Consider the following 21764-nt stretch of genomic DNA (forward strand, 5'->3'; position numbering starts at 1 on the left):
GTTACACTGTCGACCTTGACATTATCGGTAACATTTGCACTGATAGTAATTGTCTTATCTGGCTCGGAGTCCGTTACAGGAGTATGAACTATCTGCGGTTTATCCTTGTCCAGTGGAATACACTCAACAGTATTCGACGGCTTGGACTCCTTGAAATCAGTGTCAACGGCTCTGTAGTAGTAATAGTACTTCTGCCCAGTGACAACATCGTTACTGGAGAAAGCTTAATGGCATCTGTCACATCCACCGTGAATGCAAATTCAACAGGTGTAGGAATTTCTAGAAATTCTACATCCGTTTCTCCGAGCGTTTATAGGGTTATGCCTGGTGTTGATACAGTTCCTGAATACTTAGATTTTTTAAAAGTACCTCCATGGTATCAGAGTGAAAGCACTCCTCAGATACCAGATGACACATTAAAAAATTCCTCAAACGATGATAAAAGTAAAAAGTGAAATGTCTTTATCCAAACAAGCTTTTATTTGCTGCTATGAATCTGAGAAAGTAAGCTGTCTTCTTCTGATTTTACTGTACATTTTCACCCAATATTCGTATCATTACATATTACTTTAAATTTTAACCTTCTGATTCAATTTGGATCAGAAGACACACGAGACATACTGAGGGGCAGCCAAAATGGCTGCCCTTTAACACTTACTGTTGCTCATTCCAGTTTTGAATTTTACAAGTTATTTATAGTTCATAGTTTTTACTGCCGACTTTACAGAAGTCGCTCCTATAAAATACCGCCTTTTTTATATAGAGAATACAGCATATAAAGACGTATTAACAATAAGAAATAAGCCTGCTTAGTTTTCCACACTGTACGCATGACAAAAGGCAGCCATATCTGGCTGCCTTAGAGTCTTATATTCATCTATTCTCAGGATATCAAATATTATAGTTCCTCCCGAACCATCATCAATGCATATCCAAGCAGATTCTGTCCATTCCATTTAGTCCTGTCAAATCTGTCAGGATGATTCAGCTTGAATACAGACCTAATAAGCCTGTAATCTCCCTTTCGATGTCTATGGCTTCCTGCTCGCTTTTAGTATTATTTGGAATAACGACCATGATCTTTTCCGTATCCCATTCAAGGTTATTATCTCTCAGGAACGCCTTAGCTTTGCCCTTGAACTTCTCACTCTTGGTAAAACAAATATCTGTACGATAGCACTCTGTTACCTTAGTCTTTCCTGCTACAATAGCATAGGAATTATCGCCTCCTTTATAGAATTTGATGTATGCAAAATATGTGAGCCCGTTGTCTATCAAAGCATTTGTGAACTCCCTACGCTTGCTCCAGCGCTTAGCGCCCATTTTAAACTGTGTATCGAACATTTGAGCTTTATAACCGCAGTGTTCAAGAATAAACTTAACATCTTCCACTGACAGCCTGCGTTCTTTTCTTGTATTTGTGATCAGATAATAAAAATGATTTTTCATATCATCAATGCAACTCCTGATTGTTTTTTCGTCATATCATCTTAGTCATAAAGCTGCGCAAGCTTCAAAGGCGTATCGGCTGTCATTTTCTTTATTTCTTCCTCAACATCAAGGTGCATGAGATATACATGAACGCCGCTTTCCGCAAAGCTTATATACTCCGCAAGCATATCTTTCAGATGCATATGAACTGCACTTTTATAATACGCCGCCTCTGTATACAGGAACGAGCCCCTTTTCAGCATAGACTTGAACGGCTCAAGGGTAGCCGTATCACCTGTGTAGACTACATTATTCCCGTGGATATTCAGATGATAACCAAAGCACCTGCCCTCCAGCGGTTTAACGTGAGTAGTAGGCACTGCCGCAATGAACCACTTCTTATTGAGCTCATCAGCAGTAATAATATCGAACCACTCCTGCTCGCAGCCCTCTATCCTCATAAGGAGCAGGTCCTCCTTAACTTCTTCCGAAGGTGCAACAATAGTGACTTTCTTTTTCATATAGCTGGCAAACCAGACGTATTGCAGCATAGTACCCACTCCCCCGCTATGGTCGCCGTGAGTATGGGTAATAAGGATATAGATATTATCGTACTGCTCCCAGTTCATCTTCTTGACCTTCTGATAGGAAGTTGCAGGGCAGTCAATGAGAACAAGCTCGTTGTCCTCTACAAAGAATGCAGAATTATGCTCGTCTGCAAATGCCGAGCCTCTGCCTAAAAACAGGAGCAGGCTGTCGTTCTGTATCTCAGCGAGCAGCCCGGAAATATGCTCCCCCACATTTTCGATAGTACTGTGGCTGCCGTGAACTCTTACTACCTGCTCCGACAGCTTTTTGCAGTTTGAGAAGTTATCGGGAAGAATAGTATCAGCGTCACTGTAAAGTGTATAAGCCCGCTCGTTCCTATCACGAGCAGACATAGCACGGTATTGCTCCAGAAACTCCGCAGGAATGCCCGAAGTCGATATAAGCTCCAGTTCATGCGGATAATAACATGGATTTGTAAGTATGCAGGGACGCTTGAACTTTCTGCTCAGCTTGTCCGCATACCAGCCTCCGAGGCTCTGCCCCACAAAGATAAAATCATCGGTATCAGCTATATCCGAAAACCTTTTCATCAGTTCCTCGGGAGCAGTGTTTATATAATCTATCTTCGGCGAAATGATATTCTCCGAAGGATACATCTCACAAAGCGCCTTGTAATTCTTGTTATCGGCTTCGCCCATGAAGCCGTGTAAATTCAGTATCTTCATATTATCATTCCTTTATTTCGGCTCTTTCCCGATAAGCCTTATTATCTCAGCTTCATCAGCGTCGGGATAAAGCTCTTTTACTCTGTTTATTATGCGCTCCCACGAATCATGCGGAGCTTCGCTGTATGCAGAAGTGACCGCGTCATAGCCCCATATAGACTCAGGCGGCAACAATACCGATACAGCCATACCGTACTCTGCACCTTTCTTGTTCCTGCGCCTGTGAAAATCAGCAGTAACAAGATATGTCTTCATCATCAGGTCTGTTGTGATACCCGGGAAGTTCTTCTCTCCGCCCTTTCCGAAGCCTGCAATCTGTTTCAGCTCCGTTGAAAGTATCTGCTTGTCGTTCCACACGATATCCCCGTCGCCGTCAGTATCAGTGAGAACGTCCATTATCAGCTTCTCACGACGGTTGACCTTGCTGTCCTCCCATGCGGAATCAAAATCGTAACCATCCCGCCTGTAATTGGCAAAATATGGCAGCCATTCAAGGCTGATGAAGCCTGCTTTCTTGTCAAAGAACTTGCCGTATACAACCTCATGCCCTGCGGCAATTATTTCACGCCATTCCCATGGATCCTGCTCCCTGTCACCTGTCCACCAGTAATCAGAAGCAACGTGCTCCTCTACCGAAAATCCCTTAACTCCATTACCGAACAAAGGCAGAAAGCCCACTTCATTTATCCAGTTCACAAGCTCTTTAGGACTTCGTATCCTGTATGGATCGTCCCACGCAAGCCCGTGCATTATCCATTCACCGTTTTCTACTGACATAATCTTCTCCTATGTTTTTTCTTAATTATAGCACACCGATACTCTATTTACAACACATTTGAAAAATGTTATAATATAATCAACAAAAACATCGGAGGAGCAAAATGAAAGCAGTTATCGCAATGGATTCATTCAAAGGCAGCATTTCCTCAATCGAAGCAGGAAATGCTGTATCAGAGGGAATACGCCGCGTTTTTCCCGACGCTGATACCATAATAAAACCTGTTGCCGACGGCGGCGAAGGAACTGTTGAAGCTCTCGTAAGCGGAATGAACGGACAATTATGCGAAGCTGAGGTCTCTAATCCCTTGGGCAAGCCTATCACCGCAAAATACGGCGTTCTCCCAGATAATACCGCAGTTATCGAAATGGCTGCCGCTTCGGGGCTTACTCTGATCCCACCATTTGTGGACGCTCCGATGCACACCACCACTTACGGTACAGGCGAGCTCATACTCGACGCCATAAAGCGCGGCTGCCGTAACTTCATAATCGGCATAGGCGGAAGCGCCACCAACGACGGCGGTATCGGCTGTTTGCAGGCTCTCGGTTTCGGTATGCTCGACGATAACGGACGGCAGGTCGGCTTTGGTGCAAAAGGACTTATGCAGCTCGTCCGCATAACCGACGACAATGTTATACCCGAACTAAAGGAATGCCGTTTTCATGTTGCCTGCGACGTTACCAATCCGCTATGCGGTGAAAACGGGTGCAGCGTTGTATTCGGTCCGCAGAAATTTGTCTGTGGGACATCAATAGTGATTATGGACATCGCCATGAAAAACTACGCCGAACTCACCAAAAACTATAATCCTGCGGCTTCTCCCGATACCGCAGGGGCAGGGGCGGCAGGCGGACTTGGCTTTGCGCTGATGTATTATCTCGGCGCTGAATTTGAATCAGGTATCGACCTGATGATACGCGAAACAAAGCTTGAAGCCGCAATAAAAGACGCAGATATAGTCGTCACAGGCGAGGGCTGTCTCGACAGTCAGACCGCTATGGGAAAAGCTCCCGTGGGAATCGCAAGGATAGCCAAGAAATACGGAAAGCCTGTTATTGCATTCAGCGGAGCAGTTAAAAGCGGAGCGGAGCTTTGCAACCAAAACGGCATAGACGCATACTTCCCTGTATTAAGGACTGTATCGACACTTGAACAGGCTATGGACAGGACTAATGCTTACCGTAATCTTGCCGATACAGCAGAACAGGTATTCAGAACCATAAAACTATTTTCAAAGTGAGGTAACAGCTATGGAGTCATACAGAATAACAGCCGAAGAAGCAAAGAAACGTCTTATCATCGGCAATCAGAAATATATTGAGTCCCATGAACTAACAAGCGATGTTTCGCCTGATACTCTCCTGAAGTTCAGCAACAGCGGTCAGAAGCCCTATGCAATTATCATTGCCTGCTCGGATTCGAGGGTAGTTCCCGAGCTTATTTTCTCGGCAGGCATAGGCGACCTTTTTGTTATCAGAGTTGCAGGCAACGTTATCGACTCACATCAGCTGGGCAGCATAGAATACGCCGCAGAGCACCTCGGTACGGGACTTATCGTGGTTCTCGGACATGACCACTGCGGAGCAGTTGACGCCGCTATGAACCACGAGCCTGACGGCTATATTAAGTATATCACAGACGAGATAGTCAAGGCTATCGGTAATGAAAAGGACGAAGTAAAAGCCTGCTGTCTTAATGTAAAGCACAGCTGCGATATTATCGAGCACAGCCTGCAAATACAGAAGGACGAAGAGGAATACGGACTAAAGGTCCTCGGAGCTATATATCACCTTGAAAGCGGCGAAGTGGAGTTCCTGTGATACAGCAGCTCATTGAAAAAAATAAGTGATAATTATATAAAGAACAAGGTCACTAATATCCGCTTATATTCTGATGAAAATGAAAAACTGAAATTGATTTCCAAAAGGGGGAGCCATTATGGATACAGATATGAACCGTATATCCGATCTGGATATTTACCTGACAAGAATGCAGCGCTCGATACTTGATAAAATGTTCTTCATTGACAAGGTTTTCGAGCCCTTTAAATATATCCTTGATTTCGGCTGTGCCAACGGAGAGCTTATCAAGGCTATGAAGCCCATGTTTCCCGATTATGAGTATTCAGGCTACGATATCAGCCGCGAGATGATAGAAGCCGCACGACAGAACGTCCCGGACGCGAAGTTCTATGAAGACTGGGACAAGATAGATATCCCGTTTGATGAAAGCCTTATCAATATCTCAAGCACTATTCACGAGGTCTATTCCTACGGCACAGAAAAGAACATCGACCTGTTCTGGGACAGAGTTTTCGGCAGCGGTTTCAGGTATGTGACCATACGCGACATGATGTTCTCACAGGCTGAAAATATTCCCGTAAGAACAGAACAGCTTGAAGCCATAAGAAACAGCATATATGCAAAATGGCTGGAGAGCTTTGAGAGTGTCTGGGGCAAGATCACAGAACAGCGCCAGCTCGTTCATTTTCTGCTGAAGTACAAATATACCCAGAACTGGGACAGAGAGGTCCACGAGAACTACTTCCCTGTTTTCACAGAGGAGCTTATGAAAAGGATACCCGATTCATACAGGCTCGTATACAAGGACGTTTTCACACTCCCCTATACCTCATGGCAGATACGAAAAGATTTCGGTTTTGAGCTCACCGAGCATACTCACATAAAGCTCATACTTGAAAGGATAAAATGATTTTTTTCAGGGAGAATGGATATGAATTTTTTATGCAAATGCTGCAAGTCGCGTGTAACTGAGGACAAACGTTCGGATTATATAGAGTCCGCAGGTATCCACGAAAAAGCCTATCACATGGAATGGGCTGTTTTCGATGAAGAAGAAAACATTAAACCGATAAATGAGAGAGAATGGTCAGAGACAAATATTACTCCAAAGGTCGGAGACAAGCGCATACTCAGGGTAAAAGCGCCATTCGATGTGGAGATAGGAGCAGTATTCACAAATGTATATGAACCATGGCAGATGTTTCTCAACGGCTGGGACAGTGCCGCGTCACCTGAGGATATATACAAAGCCGCAGCTGTGCTCTGCCGCTTTGAGGAAGTTCTGTGGGCAGATGATTTTTCAGCTTTCATAAGCGTTGAGATACTGAACGTCATGCCCCTTTACGAATTATACAAATACATCCCCGAAGCCGTAACTACTGACCGCTTTTTCGAAGAATTCGGCTCGCATGAAGAAGAAGTCTGGACCGAATTTGAAAATGAACATCTGCTTTATCGTTCCTGGAGCGCTCAGGGCGATGTCACAGAAACCCAGCTCATATACACGGAAGACAACGGAAAACGCCACGAAGTAATGACCAGCTGGTACGGAATGCATGATGACTTTTACTATTTCTGCAATATCGTCAACGAGTAAAAAAACAGGAGAAACATAATGGAGCTAAGAATATTACAGCAGGATTCGGAGGATAAACGCATTGCAGACACCATAAACGAAGAATCCTTTCCCGAATGTGAAAAGAACTCCCTTGATGATCTGTATGCTTCCGATACAAGTGAAAAGCTCGATATGCTAGGAATATATGATAATGATACTATCGTCGGCTTCTTCACGGTGCGCAAATATGAGAATATACGCTATCTTGCATATTTTGCCGTTAGCCGTGATAAACGCTCCTCCGGTATCGGTAGTCAGGCTTTACAGCTTCTGAAAGAACGCTATCATGGCACACAGATAGTGACCGAATTCGAGACACCCGATGTAAGCTGCGATAATAATGCAATGCGACTTCGCAGGCGTGATTTTTACCTGAGAAATGGGTTTTACGAAACCGACTGGTACAGCTTCTATGATGACACCGAATTCACCATAGCCTGCTCCGAACCTGTTTTTGACAAAGAAGGATTTGAACGCTTTACTACGTATCTCAGTTCAATAGTCCCCGACCATATACCAAAGCTCTACAGAAAATGAATGGCAGTCCGTAATGGACTGCCTTACTTCTTATATTCGGTAATTCTTCAATTATATAACCACGAACGCCCTTAGTTACATTCTCAACTTATTGAATTTCTCAGAATTACAAATTTGTAATTCTGAACACATTTCGTGATTAATGTGGTATTATACAATTACACCAAGAACATCAGGTCTGCAAAATTAATTTGAAATGAGGTAGTTATTATGAAAAAAATGATATCTTGTCTTGCAATACTCACATTATTAGCATCCACGGTTTCATGTGGAAGTACAGAAAGCGGCGCAACAACCGAAAGCTTAATATCCTCCCCCCAAACTACAGCTGTAACAACAACTGAATCAGTTACGTCAAAAGCTAATAAGATAACAACGACTGCTGTAAATAAAAAATCTGATAATGTAAAATCTGAAAACAAAGGGAACAGCACCATAGCAGAATCTTCAAAGCTCGGAAACAGTATTTTCGGAGGCTATGTCACAGCTGATACAGCTGTAAAAAAGACAGCGGACGCAAATTCTGAAACGCTGCTGACAATCCCTGACGGTACCCAGATCGGTGTATTTGAAAGCGGTATTGAAGGTTGGTTTATGACGGATTTCAAGGAAACAGTAGGTTACATCCCTGCAAACAATGTCAAAGAAATCACGCCTTTTGATCCGGCAGTCGGCGGCGATAATGTACTTGGCGGCTCCGTTACCAGGGATATCAATCTGATGAGCGGCACTCATTCTTATGCAGAGAGCCTTATCACAATCCCGAACGGCACACAGGTTAATTATTATTTACTCCCTTCTGATGCAAACTGGTGTGTTGTAAATTATCAGAATAAGATAGGCTATGTAGAAAGCAAATATATCAAAGCTATAGAGAAATATAATATGGCGGACGAATCTTCCATAGGACAGCATTCAGGTGATGATTTCCTCGGTACATGGAGTGTAGGCAGAATTTATATCACCATTGTAAAAAGCGGTGCCGGTTACGAAGCATCTGTCAAATGGTCGAGCAGTGCTGCAGAATCGACGAACTGGACATATAGCTGCGAATTCAACGGTGAATACCTCGATTCTACAAACGGCCGCTGCGTAGATTCGATTTATGATGAGAACGGAAATGAATCTGCCACTATACGTTATACCAACGGATGCGCGCATTTCCGACTCAATGGCAATGGTAATCTGATCTGGGAGGAATTAAGGGATAATACTGTTGGCGCTGATACTGAATTAATGAAGATTTCCTGTCCTTGATTGCATTTGGGAATCACAATCATCTATTGGACATCTCACTTTGCCTGTTTCAGATATTCACGCTTCATAATACAAAGGTCAAAAATATCAAGGACATCATCATTACAGAAATCCCCCGCCTTCCAGTCTGCAAGTTCAGTATCAGGAGCGGCAATAAGCCATTTCTGGAGCAGGACGATGTCAGCGATACTGAACTCTCCGTCGCAGTTTATGTCACCTGCTTTTCTGACAGATGCTGCATCTATCTCTTCAAAGGCAAATCCGTGCTTTTCTGCATAAGTCTGAGCTGTTGAATCGCTGAAACCGTATATACAACCATTGAACCTTACATTACTGATGACTCCACTATCTTTCGGATCAGCATTATCCGGTGTTTCACATATGATACAATCAGGATTCAGAATTGTTATTTTTTCAAGACCATAGTTCGAATAATCAAAAAATCCAACTTTTGTGATTCCTTTGTCTATTATTACTTCTCTTATTCTGCACTGACTGTATATCCTCGGTTCATATTCTCTCCAGGGCCAGTCTATTATTTCTCCGCTTCCGCCGAATTTCAGTATTCCCTCATCATCCAGTTCCCATCTCAGGCCATCACCGAATTCACCGGAATCAAAGTACGCTGCTTTTGCAATAAGTGAATGTTGGATGCATACCTCACTGTTTAAAGCGATTCCGCTACCGAGAATACACACCGCTGATAATGATGCAGTTATTTTTCTTATATCCATAATACTTCCCCCTGTAATATATTATTCCTGTATAAGTTTATAAGCCGAAAGTTTTTTCATCCTGCCCGACATAATAAAGCTGAATGCAAATACAAGCAGCGTTACCGAAATCGCTGTTATCGGTATCAGAAGCGGCTGAAGCAGAAGATTTGCATTTCTTATACCGTATCCGCCAAGTATGAGCGTAAATAGCGGATTAAGCAGTATGTATCCCGCTACAGAGCCTGTAATGGCAGCTATGATCGTTGTCGGCATAAGTGACAGCGAAAGCTGATAACGTAGCTGGGTACTGGTAAAGCCGACCGCCTTTTTAATGCCGAATTCACGCTCTTTCCTGATGAACACTGCCTTCAGCAAAAGGCGTATTACCAACAGTACAGTCGCAACGCTAAGTATTATCATTATCAGGACAATAAAGCCCACTGCATATACCGGAACATTCTCCGAGCTTCGCTGCTCACGGTAATAATTCTTCGTCTCGGTGATAGCATCGTCATCAAGACTGTCTATCCTGCCGAGTACTTCTTCCACTCTCTTATCTGTCGCATCAGTTACCCTCACGCGAATACGATTGTATCTTGTATCGACTCCAAGTGCCTGAGCAGCTTTATCAGTCATATATAGTCTCGTATTCATTACTGACTGCTGCAAGCCGGTGATAAGGTAGCGCCTGCTGTTCTCACCATATCCAACTGTTATTTCATCGCCTACTCCTACGCCAAGGCTCTCGGCGACCGAGCTTCCTATCACGACCTCGTTATCCTCACGCATTATCTCTCCCTCATAGACACCGCAATAAACGCAGTCAGGATCTGTAACATAAATGAGCGTAACGTCATCCTCTCCGACAGTCGCCTCCACAGAGAATAGTCCGTATGCCTCAGATACTCCGTCAACCTTGCTCAGAACGTCTATGACACGGCAAGCTGATTCATAAGAATCGTCTTTAAGGTATACATAAGCATCCGGAGCGTCACCCTGTATCATACGCTGAAAATTTGTGATATCGACCCTTGTATTGTAGAAGAGAAGTCCTGAGAACTGAGTGACAAATGCGACCGCCGTTATCATAAAAAAGATGACGATATTCTGCCCCATATTCTGCATAGAGCTCTTCAATGCGAGCAGTAAATTCAGCTTTCCCCTTGTCTCACTGAGCGGAAAATGATTCTTCTTGAAGCTATTTGACCTTAACCCGAAGCGTAGAGCAGTTACGGGTTGAAGCTTCTTAATCTTCATCGTAGAGAACATAGCAACTGCCGCTGTCATAAGCAGTACTCCTGCAAGCATCCCGAGCGATATGCCGGGGTAAAAGCGCTCCTTCCAGATTATACCGCACAACTCCCTGATGAACATCTTTTCCATAGCGGGATAAATGGCATATGACAGGATCATGCCTGCCAATGAGCCGACTGCTCCAAGAATCACAAATTCGGCAGTCAGTGCCGCACGTATCTGACGTACAGTGTGTCCGACAGACCGCAGAGCTCCGATGTTGATTATATCGCGGCTGATGTTGTTGTTAATGGTGAACACTATCATTATGAAACATATTGCCATGATTATCACTGCAAAAGCTGCAATAAATCCCGCAAGAATATTCACGACAACGGTGTATCCGCTTCTTGAGAGTTCAATACCGTGACCATTCGCGTATGTGCTTCCGTCTCCGCGAAGCTGCAATAACGCAGCTTCCATTTCGTCCTCTATATCTGCACCGCCTTCCGCAAATGCAAATACCAAATGCATTTTACCGCTGTCTGATTTTCCCGCAGCCTCCTGAAGCTCCCTGAAAGATGTCTCATCGAGAAGAGCAGATTCGTAGTAATACGAATTCCCCATTATGAGATGCTGGTATATGCCTGCGATATAATACTCGAACTTGCCGTAAGGTGTGTCGAGGCTCATTTTATCTCCAATACAGAGATCATTTGCCGCCGCAATGTAGGTGTTGATATATATTCTTTTTTCACCTATGTTGTCATTGCGCTTATCAAATACAAAGGTCTCATAGCCTACGTTATCACCGAGCCGCTGAACGAACCAACCACTTTGCGCTCTTTCCTTCGAGCATCTGCTCGTTGTGAATTTGAATACAGGTATATTTACCATATCCTCTGTAGCATAGCACTTCACACCGTTACACTCTGCAAGTGCTGTATCAATACTGCCGTTGTCCGCAGTCGTCCATATTATATAGTCAGCAGGGTGTTGCTCATCGGCATATTCGTCAAACAGACGTGGATACATAGACGCTAGCATTCCAGTATGCAGCAAGAATGTGGAGATAAAGATTATCATCAGGAACACCACCATGATAGTCCTGTCCTTGCGGAAACCGGCTTTTATAAGCTTTACCATCCCATTCCCTCCAGAAACTTCCTTATCCTCTCATGACGTTCCTCATCGCCGCTGACATATTTACTGAGCTCACATTCCCCGACTATACCGCCATCCTGCAAATAGATTATGCGATTGCCGCGTCTTGCCGATTTGATATCATGTGTGACCATTACAACTGACTGTCCGGCATTATTGATATTTGTCAGAACATCAAGCACAGACTTTACACCGGCACTGTTAAGAGCACCGGTAGGCTCGTCCGCAAATACTATATCCGGATCGTTGATAAGCGCCCGTACAACTGCAGCTCTCTGTGCTTCACCACCGGATATCTGAGCCGGAAATTTCCTGGTAAGCTCTTCGCTTAACCCCATTTTTCCAAACAGCCCTATAGCTTTTTTCTTCAGTTCCTTCTGCTTCTGACCGATAAGCATACCAGTACTTATCACATTATCCATAACACTCATGCTATCAACAAGGTGAATCTGCTGAAATACGAAGCCGCAGTGCTTTCTGCGAAAAACAGCCAGTTTGTCATCATTCATATCAGTGATATGCTCACCGCAGTAATCCACACTGCCGAGAGAGGGCTTATCCATACCCGAAAGCATATAGAGCAGAGTCGATTTTCCTGCTCCCGATGAGCCCATTATAACAGTAAAATCACCTTCATATATCTCAAGATCGAGATTTTTTATAACGTGCTGCTGCTTTCCGCCAACTGAAAAGCTTTTTGAAAGCTTTTCGGTCTTGACAATAACTTTCTTGTTATTCATAGCAGTCCTCCAAAAAATAAGATCATACAGTTCTTTTCTGTATGATCTTATTATATCATATTGCATTTTTTAAATCTTTGTCGATTCTTTAATTATTCTTTAAATGAGCCTGAAACTCAGTGAAACGGTAAAGCCTTCGCCGTTATTGCGGCAAGTCAGTTCTCCGCCCATCTGTCCTATCAGATAATGTGAAATATATAGTCCGATCCCCGAACCTTCCTTTCCTGCAGCATTTGTTCCACGGCAGAACTTTTCCATTATGATATCAAGTTCTTCATCAGGAACTCCTCCGCCCTTGTCAGATACCTCAATAACGAAGAAGCCGTCATCGAAAAAGCTTGTAACTCTTATCTCAGTATCTGCATATTTATATGAATTTGAGAATATATTGCCGAATACCTGTTCAAGCCTCAGTTTATCGGCATATACCATGCAGTCTTTTATATCTGCCTCTGTCACCCTTTTTAAGGCATCGCACTCTTTTATGATGTTTTCAATATCACGCGAAGACATTTCCTGTGGATTAACTTCAAGCTGTTCAAGTTCTTCAAGAGTGGCGTGAAACATATTAAGCACAAGCTTGTCTATACGGTCAGCCTTGCTGTTTATCGATTTAAGTGTTTCTTTTGTCTCTTCATCCTGAGTGACAAGTTCAAGATAATCAACCATTGCCTTTATAGATGAAACAGGCGTCTTGATATCATGTGAAAGCTCAGCTATAAGCTCCTTGCGGCTTTTAACAGCAGCTTCCTCCCGCTTCCGTGAAGCTTTGAGTTCCTCACGCATTATATCAAAGCTCTCAGTGAATGCACCAAATATGTTTCCCCTATCCATTTCAAGAGGAGTTTCAAGATCTCCGCCCGCAACACGCACTGCAAAATTCTTCAGCTTTCTGAAAGGGTCAACTACACGTTTTCTGAGGATAATAAAGTATACCACAGATATCATTATCATCAGTGCAGCCATACTTCCTATCATTATTGCATTTCTTACATCGCTGCTGTGTTTCTGTTCAGCATATGGATTGTGAACTATCAGTTTCCCTGCTGTTTCACCGTTTACCCCGATATCTCGTATAATGTCATAATGCCCTGTGGCAGAAGAGACAGTCGTTGACATGCCCTCCTTAGTATAACAGAGAAGACGACCTTCATTGTCAATAACTGCATAATCAAAAGCTTCTCCGCTCTCAACAAAGGCGTTGTCCAATGAGGAGATCTCATCCCATTTCTCACCTGTATCGATAATAAGCCTATTTATCTCCGTTGTATACTGCGGCATGACCTGCTTTGAGCCGGAATGAAGTATGTAAGTACATATGAAACAACTAATCAGAGAGAACAAAACGACATATAATACAATAAACCGCCTTTTCAATTGTTATCCTCCAGCATGAAACCAACACCCCATATAGTTTTTATAACTGTCGGAGTGCCTGCATCATCTTCTATTTTTTCGCGCAGATGACGGATATGTACGTTCAGCGTAACATCGCTGACATATTCGGTTTCCCAGACTTTCACGAAAAACTCATCTTTGGGAATAACACGGTTCTTGTTTTTCAGAAGATACATGAGTAGCTTGTATTCCTTCGCTTTGAGTGCTGTACTTTGACCGTCCCTAATTATTGCAGCCTTTTTCATATCAAAGAATGCATTGCCGAGAGGAATGATGCCGTCACTGTTATCCTTGTCATTTGTATTCTTCGTTTCTTCATACCTTTTAAGCACTGCCTTGACCTTTGCAAGCAACACCCCAAGAGAATAGGGCTTGCATATATAATCGTCACCGCCTATACTCAACGCGAGAAGCATATCGTCTTCTGCAGCCCTTGCACTTATGAAGAAGATAGGCACATCAATACCGGTACGTATCTCCCTGCAAAGTTCAAACCCCGAATCATCACCGAGGTTTATATCAAGAAGAATCAGCGAACAAGTATTATTTTTTAGGAAATTACGAGCATCCTGAGCAGTCAGAGCATACTGTGTTTCTATACCTGACATATTGAAGTATTTAGCCGTATATTCAGCCAACTCCTGCTCGTCGTCAATAACAAGGACGCTTGTATGCATTTTACCACCGCTTTCTCTCTGATTTGTCTCATTATAACATAAATCCGTTTTTATTTCAAGGCGGAAATCTATTGCTAAATTAACCGCTTTATATTACTATTTACCTATTTAATGGAACAAAGCTTGGAATGGCTATGAAGTGAACAAAAGCAGATAATCCCGTTTTACTGTTTATAGACAGAAATCAGGGTATACCTGAATACTGGATAAGACACGTTATTAATCAAAATCGAACATTAAACTGAAAAGGCAGCCATAGGCTGCCTCCGGTTTTATATTCAGTTATTATCAGAAGCCTTATCCTTTTTCTGCTTATCTGCAATCAGCACATAAACGCATGACATAAGTCCAAGAGTGAACCAGTCAGATGAAGTTATGCTGCAATATGCAGCTGTAGGGCTGACAAGCTCTGTTATATATGCTATTACGAATGCAATAAGACACATAAAGTATACTGTCTTAAAAATTGTAAAAATGATCTTCTCTGACTTTTTCATGGTAAATACTTCCTTTCGGTGTTCATTTTCGGGTTGTTCCCGTTTCCATGATCTTATTATACACCGTAATATGATATCTGTCATTCGTTTATAATTACAGGACATTACAATTTTGAAATGTTTCTGCTTTCTGAAGTGTATCTCAACCCAAACTACTTATTGAAACATACGGTATCGGGCATGCAAATGACTTTTTATACAGATATTGCCAATAATGCTAAAATGTGATAAAATAACAGTATTCGAATATTATTTGCTAGGATCTTATATGGCAGGACGTTGTGCCGTTTATTGAAGGGAGATAATTATGAAATTACTGATTATCAGACATGGTGATCCGGACTACACCATCGACTCACTTACTGAAAAGGGACATAGAGAAGCTGAACTGCTTTCAGAGCGTATAGCGCCCATGGACATTGCTGCATATTATGTTTCTCCTCTCGGCAGAGCTCAGGCTACTGCCGGATATACATTGAAAAAATGCGGGCGCTCAGCAGAAACTCTGGACTGGCTCCGCGAATTTGACCGCAATCTCATTATCGGCCCCGACGGTCAGCGCCGCATTGCATGGGATATGCTGCCTCAGAACTGGACAGCTGTTCCTGAATATTATGACAAGGACAAATGGGTTGATGTTCCAGTTATGGCAGAAGCCGATATGCAAAACGGAATTGCCTATGTACAAAACGGTCTTGATTCTCTGCTTGCCAGACACGGATATGAGCGTAACGGCAATTACTATAGTGCCGTTCGTCCAAATGAATATACTATCGCACTGTTCTGCCATTTCGGAGTTGAGTGCGTAATACTTGGACATCTTCTCGGTATCTCCCCTATGCTACTCTGGCACGGCTTCATGGCAGCTCCTACCTCGGTAACAACTGTATGCACAGAAGAACGCCGTGAGGGAATAGCATACTTCCGCGTTACTGCTTTCGGTGATATTTCTCACCTGAATAATCACGGCGAACCTCCCGCTTTTGCAGGACGCTTCTGCGAAACATTCAGCAACTCTGAACAACGTCATGATTGATATATGAACAACTGAAAAGAATGTTCATAAGAATACTATCATATCATGTCAAGAAGTATGGTATAATCAGCTTTTATAACTTAACTGTATTACGTCTTATAACCTGTAAAAGCAATGAAAGTGATACTGCCATCATAACCGCCTCTGTTATCGGCTGTGCCCACAGCATACCATTAAAGCCAAAGCAATGATTCAGTAACAAAAGTAGCGGGATATACAGTATAAGCTGACGTATAAGCGTTATACCAAATGCATACTGGGGTTTACCCATTGCCTGGAATGACATACGGCACATAGATACTGTCCCTACAAACGGCAGGATAAACATCAAACGGCGTAAAACATGGGAACCGATATTGATAACTTCCGCCGAATCAGTGAAAATATCTATCAGCTGCGGAGCAAATATACAATAAAGCAGCATTAGAACGGTCTCTGTACCTGTTACTGTTAAAACTCCAGCTTTCAGTACCTTACGCATTCTGTCTGTATTACCTGCGCCGTAATTATAGCCCATAATAGGCTGTGTTCCTGATGCAAAGCCCTGATAGACATAATTACCCAAAGACAATACCTTCTGGGCTATACCCATAGCGGTCACCGTCAATTCGCTGTAATTAACTGCAAGGTTATTATTTACCGTATATGCAGCTGAGGTAAGAAGTGTCTCTAATGACGCTGGGATACCTACCCAGTATATCTCAGAAAGTATCTCTTTGGTCGGCAATAGCATATTAACTGATGGACGAAGCAGAGTTTTTCTGCGCACATAATACAAAACTGATACTCCGAAACCTGCTGCATTACTGAGGATAGTTGCAACAGCAGCTCCTCGTATCTGCATATTCAGCGTAAAAATAAACAAAGGATCAAGAATGATATTCATAATTGTTCCAACTATCATTCCTGTCATGGAATAGCGTACGGAGCCTTCACTTCTCAGCAAAGCGCCTGTTGTATAGCTTCCCATAGTGAAAAAGATTCCTGTCAGTATTACCTGAACATATTGCTTTGTAAATATAAAAGTATTGTCCTTGGCTCCGAGAAGACGGACTAAAGCAGGAAGGGACCCGAGCCCGAGCCCCATTACTATAATACTATTTATAAATGTGAGGGTAAAGGCAACGGTCAGTGTATGTGCCGCCTTATCCTTTTCATTTGCACCGAGACATCGGGCTATGTATGATGAAGCTCCTGTACCTATAATATTAGATATGGCAACAGTAACCATCATAACAGGATATGCAAGATTAACAGCTGCCAGCTGATAATCATTGCCAGTGAGCCCGATAAAGTATGTATCTACAAGATTGTATAGCACCATAATAAACATACCGAATATCAGCGGTATGCTCATTTTAATAACTGCTTTGGCAGGGACTTCCTGACTAAGTGTATATATTCTTCTGTCTTCTTTGTTTTCCATTATCTTAAACTGTCCTTTTATATAGCTTAAAAATCATATCAGGTATTTTTATATTTGAGATTAAATTCACGAGCAGTTTCCTTGAGAGAGATGTCAATACGGCTGTCGCAGAAACGTCTTATTCCTTCAGGAATATTCTTATAATAAGCTTCGGCAATACCTCCTGCAATACAAGCCATAGTATCAGCGTCGCCTCCGAGGGATACGGCATTTCTCACAGCGCTTTCGTAGTCAGTGGAATCGAGGAAACAAACAATTGATGGCGGCACTGAGTATTCGCAGCTGCTGTCAAAGCTATACTCAGAACGTATCTGCTCAACAGTATAATTTAGATCGTAGCGGAATTTTTCAGCGATGAATTTGCGGATAAGTTCCTTCGATTCACCATGACGGGCAAGAAATACTGCACAGGCTACAGCCTGTGCACCTCTGATCCCCTCACGGTGAGCGTGAGTATAATAGCAGCTTGCTTTAGCTTGCAGCATGACCTGTTCTATATCATCATAAGCGTAACCAATAGGAACTGCTCTCATTGCACCTCCGTTAGCATAGCTGTGCTGCCTTCTGAGGCTTTTCTCCTTTGCCCAACGCACAAACATGCTCCCGTATCCGGCGTGGGGATAACGGGAATAATACTGCTTGTACTGAGCCGCATACTCAAAAGCTCTTTTACGTATCCCGAACCTGCCGATATTTTCACCGTTATTGAGTATAGCCCTGCACACAGCTGCAGTCATAACACTGTCATCAGTAAAATGGCTTTCACGTTTAAAAGGAAAGTCATAATCCTTAGTGCATGCATTTTCGTATTCCGAGCCGATAACATCACCATAGAACGCACCAAACATACTTCACCCACTTTCATTATTTTTGCATTTTATATCGACCATATAATTTGACTTAATCCTTATTTTCTTTCTTCGATTAACATGATATTTGATAATTCATTTTTAGTATTGTCAAATAAAAGACCTAAAATAATATTGTCTTTTTTATATTCAAGGTAAGATTCCGTTTGGATGCTCGTTTCGCCAAAGCTTGATGCAAAGTCTTCAATTGACGTTTTGTAATCTAAACCATTGATCTTGATATAATCATTTTCGGGCGATTTGGCATCAACTAAAACTACTTTCTTCTCTGAATTATTATCAGCTTTATCTCCTTCGATAGCTATAGTACAAATGTAGTTTTTACTGTTATACATATCATAGAGCGTATAATCGTCATCAGGATAATAAACACCGTTTTCAAGCTTAAAATCGTTGCCAAGCTCGCCAAATTTAAAAGGGAAAACAAGCGTATTTCCACAAATACTTATATTTGTGATATCAGATTTTTCGTTTTCGACTTTATTAGTGTCGGTAGTATTTTGCTGTACATGGATACTGTCGCTTGCAGAAACATCATTTTTCGATGTTTTATCACCACTGCATCCACTTACTGCATTGACTGAGCAGAACAGCAGTAAAAGAAAAGGTAACAGTTTGTTTTTCATTTTTCCTCCTATATCATGTCAAATATTCAGAAAAGATCCAGCATACTGTCGAGATAGATCTCTTCACGGACAGTAAGTTGATATTCCGGCTTTGTGAGATAATAAAGCAGAAATTCGAGATTGACAGCACTTCCGAGTCCTCTTCCTTCTATTTTGAAATTAGAAAAACCGAAGGGCAGATAGGTGTTGATGATATCATCTATACTGATAAATCCGGGATTTTTCATTGCCTTTGAAAAACGATATCCGTCACTGGCATCTGGTGCGATACAGATATGCTCGGGACAGTTCTCTCCCAGATTTTTCATGCTTACATTTTCGTAGCACGCTTTTCTGTCTTTACAGTAAAACGAGCAGCATTCATTGCACAGAAACTCGACTTTTTCCTTCTGGGCCTGCGAGAGTGTATCAAGTTTATCGTACAGCTTATTCAGCCTGAAATCAGGAATAACATATTTAAAATCACTTCGCTCCGTTTCCTTTATAAACTGATCGAAATCAGTCTGAACCTTTGTAGTCGAGGAAACGAAATAAAGATCGGGATAATTATTTTTAATATGTTCAAGCAGAAGATCTGAGTAGATTATCACACCATTCTGTACACCTTTGCTTCTGGCGAAAAGCTCACACATGGCATTGCATTTCCTGTCGGTGAGATGTTCAGGTTTTAAAAGCGAATTGCTGAAAGTGAGCCTTGAAGAAATATTGTATTCATTCATAAGTGCAAGTACATCTTCAGCTTCACATTCTCCGAATCCGGCACGTCCGCCGCCCCAGATACAGTCTGCCGGAGCACCATAGACAGATGCTATTTCACACCAGTCGTAAAAATATTCCCGGTGCTTACGATACAGCGGCAGGAACGCACTGTACAGGTCATAGAACTCAAACAGACCAGGAAGATGAAAATAAGCTTTATTAGTCATTGTTTTTCTTCACACACTTATTCATGGTTTCATTAGCTTCTTCATCCCAGACCGTTCTCTCGGGGCCGAGAGTGCCATACATCGTGTTCTCAAAAGAGTATACACTCTTGCCTGTTTTGATAAGTCTCTCGTTGTGGACATCATCGCTGAATGTACCGAGACGGGCGTAAATATCCTGAGTAATCTCATAATCATACTGCTCACGCCCCTCACGGCTGGTGTACATTATTTCCGCAAAGTATCGTTTCGTATCATTATCATAGTAAGCTGTCCAGTTATTGCCTTGTTTTTTGTTTTTCATGTTTTCTCCCCCTAAACGTAAACTATTATTTGGTATAAACCCTGTCACAAATATACTTCACAGGCACTTCCTCGGTACACCAGACCTCGTTCTCGGTAACTCCGAACCTGTATCCGTCCCTGTACATCTCCGATGCTGCTATTTTTAGCACAACAGGAGTCTTATGCCAGCGCTCAGCCGACTGCCATGCTTTGCTTATATCAGCCTGCATATGTACAGCATGTCGCTGCATCTTCTTTATAGCTCCGCTTTCTACAATGGCTTCAAGAGCCTTTGTAGTCGTTCCGTGGTACAGAAAATCAGGTGGTTCGCAGTATTCAAGCTCGGGCTCAACCCAGGGAACCGAGTGTCCCTGACAGCACTTGATCTTTTCGTGTTTTTCATCATATCTGTAGCGCCCCTTGTTGTCCTCGGCTACTATCTGTTCAAGCAGTTCACGATCCAGATTATAATTGCTGTGGCCGTTAACGCCGTTTATGAGCTGTTCTACTGATACCCAGCCGTGCTCATCCATATCAAGCTCCGCTTTCGCAGGCTGATGGCGAAGGAGCAAACACAGATATTTCGACAATTCGTTCATTTTTCACCTCATTACTTATTATATCCTATGAATGAACAGCAGCCCATTACGGGCTGCCTTAGTTCTTATATTCAGTTATAATTGCAACTTTGAAATGTATCAGTCCCACCAGAAATACCAGACGTTTGAATCCTTAAGTGTACTGGCAAGTGCTTTTAGCGTACCTGCTCCCTGATCCACAGTATCATTGCAGAAAGCGTAATGTTCTTCAGCTGCTTTCAAGGCTTCATCTATACTTTTTATCGGAGCAGAAAGAAACATCTGTAGTTCATCGCTTGAAATAACAGCAGGCACAGCTTTATATTTCTCATGCCAGTACTTGCAAACTGCCATCATGTCTTCGGTATCAGGGCATTCATTCCAACCACCGAAAGGTATCCACGCGAAGACTTCCCATGGCTTATTCGCAGGGATCCTGGCAAGAATAAGCTTTTCATTATTATCAGTGCTCAGAAAGTTTAAAGCAGGCGTTACGCCGTCGGTGTATTCGCCATATATATCATCATCACCAAAGTCTTCATCAAACATTTCCATATTCTCATCAAAGCGCTGTTTTAAGAAGGACTCTCCATGAGATATATCGGCGCTAAGCATCTTGCTCCTGTAAATCTCGGCTCCGCCATTGTCCTTGTAATTGCACTGTATCATCTCAAGAAGATGACCATTAAGCACAAGTATTATCGGTATATATCCTTCTCTTTGCCCCTTTTCTGATTCATCTTTATATAGCTTCATTATGCTATCGCTGTTCAGAAAGCCGCTTATATTTTTACATTCACAGCCAATTAGTTCCGCTATCTGTTTTGCATTATCATTCGGCTGCACCTGTGGCTGCTCTTTGTTCCCTAAAAGCTTTGAAAATAGTCCCATATCCG

General features: G+C 42.5%; 24 protein-coding genes. 8 read left to right on the forward strand and 16 right to left on the reverse strand.

The window, feature by feature from the left end:
• The first annotated feature begins 227 nt into the window (after positions 1-227).
• Complete coding sequence (locus T497_RS18320) at positions 228-455, forward strand: hypothetical protein (protein WP_155266890.1); 228 nt, start codon at positions 228-230, stop codon at positions 453-455.
• Positions 456-984: 529 nt separating this feature from the next.
• Here T497_RS18320 and T497_RS17565 read toward each other — a convergent pair.
• Genes T497_RS17565 through T497_RS0109675 form a run of 3 tightly spaced genes read right to left on the reverse strand, consistent with a single transcriptional unit; the run spans position 985 to position 3482 of the window.
• Complete coding sequence (locus tag T497_RS17565) at positions 985-1449, reverse strand: hypothetical protein (protein WP_051530612.1); 465 nt, start codon at positions 1447-1449, stop codon at positions 985-987.
• Positions 1450-1490: 41 nt separating this feature from the next.
• The gene (locus tag T497_RS0109670) at positions 1491-2705 is read right to left on the reverse strand and encodes a YqiA/YcfP family alpha/beta fold hydrolase (RefSeq protein ID WP_028515436.1); all 1215 of its coding nucleotides are present in this window, start codon (positions 2703-2705) and stop codon (positions 1491-1493) included.
• Between the two features lie 12 nt (positions 2706-2717).
• Positions 2718-3482, reverse strand: a complete 765-nt coding sequence (locus tag T497_RS0109675) for an AlkZ-related protein (RefSeq protein WP_028515437.1) — start codon at positions 3480-3482, stop codon at positions 2718-2720.
• A gap of 104 nt (positions 3483-3586) precedes the next feature.
• Here T497_RS0109675 and T497_RS0109680 point away from each other — a divergent pair, with 104 nt between their 5' ends.
• The 6 genes from T497_RS0109680 to T497_RS0109705 all read left to right on the forward strand — a co-directional run bounded on the left by T497_RS0109680 (position 3587) and on the right by T497_RS0109705 (position 8700).
• The gene (locus T497_RS0109680) at positions 3587-4726 is read left to right on the forward strand and encodes a glycerate kinase family protein (protein ID WP_028515438.1); all 1140 of its coding nucleotides are present in this window, start codon (positions 3587-3589) and stop codon (positions 4724-4726) included.
• A gap of 10 nt (positions 4727-4736) precedes the next feature.
• Positions 4737-5306, forward strand: coding sequence for a carbonic anhydrase (locus T497_RS0109685; protein WP_028515439.1), 570 nt, complete (start codon positions 4737-4739; stop codon positions 5304-5306).
• Positions 5307-5424: 118 nt separating this feature from the next.
• Positions 5425-6198 carry a class I SAM-dependent methyltransferase gene (locus T497_RS0109690; RefSeq protein ID WP_028515440.1) on the forward strand — a complete coding sequence of 258 codons (774 nt, stop codon included), beginning with the start codon at positions 5425-5427 and terminating at the stop codon, positions 6196-6198.
• A 21-nt stretch (positions 6199-6219) separates the two neighbouring features.
• Positions 6220-6885 (forward strand): hypothetical protein, encoded by a 666-nt coding sequence (locus T497_RS0109695; protein WP_028515441.1) that lies wholly within the window; start codon positions 6220-6222, stop codon positions 6883-6885.
• Positions 6886-6903: 18 nt separating this feature from the next.
• On the forward strand, positions 6904-7443 hold the full coding sequence (locus T497_RS17570) for a GNAT family N-acetyltransferase (RefSeq protein ID WP_051530613.1): 540 nt from the start codon (positions 6904-6906) through the stop codon (positions 7441-7443).
• A gap of 210 nt (positions 7444-7653) precedes the next feature.
• The gene (locus T497_RS0109705; protein ID WP_028515442.1) at positions 7654-8700 is read left to right on the forward strand and encodes a hypothetical protein; all 1047 of its coding nucleotides are present in this window, start codon (positions 7654-7656) and stop codon (positions 8698-8700) included.
• Between the two features lie 35 nt (positions 8701-8735).
• On the opposite strand, the gene T497_RS18540 is transcribed toward T497_RS0109705, so the two are convergent.
• From T497_RS18540 to T497_RS0109735, 6 genes are all read right to left on the reverse strand, one after another.
• A complete protein-coding gene (locus T497_RS18540; RefSeq protein ID WP_028515443.1) occupies positions 8736-9434 on the reverse strand; it encodes a dockerin type I repeat-containing protein in 699 nt (232 codons plus the stop codon).
• 21 nt (positions 9435-9455) lie between these two features.
• Positions 9456-11795 (reverse strand): FtsX-like permease family protein, encoded by a 2340-nt coding sequence (locus tag T497_RS0109715; protein ID WP_028515444.1) that lies wholly within the window; start codon positions 11793-11795, stop codon positions 9456-9458.
• Complete coding sequence (locus T497_RS0109720) at positions 11789-12553, reverse strand: ABC transporter ATP-binding protein (RefSeq protein ID WP_028515445.1); 765 nt, start codon at positions 12551-12553, stop codon at positions 11789-11791. Before T497_RS0109720 ends, T497_RS0109715 begins: the two co-directional genes overlap by 7 nt.
• Before the next feature lie 99 nt (positions 12554-12652).
• Entirely contained in the window at positions 12653-13834 is a 1182-nt protein-coding gene (locus T497_RS0109725) for a HAMP domain-containing sensor histidine kinase (protein ID WP_242839999.1), read from the reverse strand.
• Between the two features lie 92 nt (positions 13835-13926).
• Entirely contained in the window at positions 13927-14628 is a 702-nt protein-coding gene (locus tag T497_RS0109730; RefSeq protein WP_028515447.1) for a response regulator transcription factor, read from the reverse strand.
• Positions 14629-14906: 278 nt separating this feature from the next.
• Positions 14907-15125: a hypothetical protein gene (locus tag T497_RS0109735; RefSeq protein ID WP_028515448.1), complete on the reverse strand. Its 219-nt coding sequence runs from the start codon at positions 15123-15125 to the stop codon at positions 14907-14909.
• A 307-nt stretch (positions 15126-15432) separates the two neighbouring features.
• Here T497_RS0109735 and T497_RS0109740 point away from each other — a divergent pair, with 307 nt between their 5' ends.
• A complete protein-coding gene (locus tag T497_RS0109740; protein ID WP_028515449.1) occupies positions 15433-16161 on the forward strand; it encodes a histidine phosphatase family protein in 729 nt (242 codons plus the stop codon).
• Positions 16162-16234: 73 nt separating this feature from the next.
• On the opposite strand, the gene T497_RS0109745 is transcribed toward T497_RS0109740, so the two are convergent.
• The 7 genes from T497_RS0109745 to T497_RS16490 all read right to left on the reverse strand — a co-directional run bounded on the left by T497_RS0109745 (position 16235) and on the right by T497_RS16490 (position 21759).
• Positions 16235-17587 carry an MATE family efflux transporter gene (locus T497_RS0109745; RefSeq protein WP_028515450.1) on the reverse strand — a complete coding sequence of 451 codons (1353 nt, stop codon included), beginning with the start codon at positions 17585-17587 and terminating at the stop codon, positions 16235-16237.
• A gap of 38 nt (positions 17588-17625) precedes the next feature.
• Entirely contained in the window at positions 17626-18435 is an 810-nt protein-coding gene (locus tag T497_RS0109750) for an ADP-ribosylglycohydrolase family protein (protein ID WP_028515451.1), read from the reverse strand.
• Between the two features lie 59 nt (positions 18436-18494).
• On the reverse strand, positions 18495-19082 hold the full coding sequence (locus T497_RS0109755; RefSeq protein ID WP_028515452.1) for a hypothetical protein: 588 nt from the start codon (positions 19080-19082) through the stop codon (positions 18495-18497).
• Between the two features lie 26 nt (positions 19083-19108).
• Positions 19109-20008, reverse strand: coding sequence for a hypothetical protein (locus T497_RS0109760; RefSeq protein ID WP_028515453.1), 900 nt, complete (start codon positions 20006-20008; stop codon positions 19109-19111).
• On the reverse strand, positions 20001-20309 hold the full coding sequence (locus T497_RS0109765; RefSeq protein ID WP_028515454.1) for a hypothetical protein: 309 nt from the start codon (positions 20307-20309) through the stop codon (positions 20001-20003). Before T497_RS0109765 ends, T497_RS0109760 begins: the two co-directional genes overlap by 8 nt.
• A gap of 25 nt (positions 20310-20334) precedes the next feature.
• Positions 20335-20889, reverse strand: coding sequence for an RNA 2'-phosphotransferase (locus tag T497_RS0109770; RefSeq protein WP_028515455.1), 555 nt, complete (start codon positions 20887-20889; stop codon positions 20335-20337).
• A gap of 99 nt (positions 20890-20988) precedes the next feature.
• Entirely contained in the window at positions 20989-21759 is a 771-nt protein-coding gene (locus T497_RS16490; RefSeq protein ID WP_028515456.1) for a DUF4253 domain-containing protein, read from the reverse strand.
• Positions 21760-21764 lie beyond the last annotated feature (5 nt).

Source organism: Ruminococcus flavefaciens MA2007 (assembly GCF_000621845.1).
Taxonomy (GTDB): domain Bacteria; phylum Bacillota; class Clostridia; order Oscillospirales; family Ruminococcaceae; genus Ruminococcus; species Ruminococcus flavefaciens_E.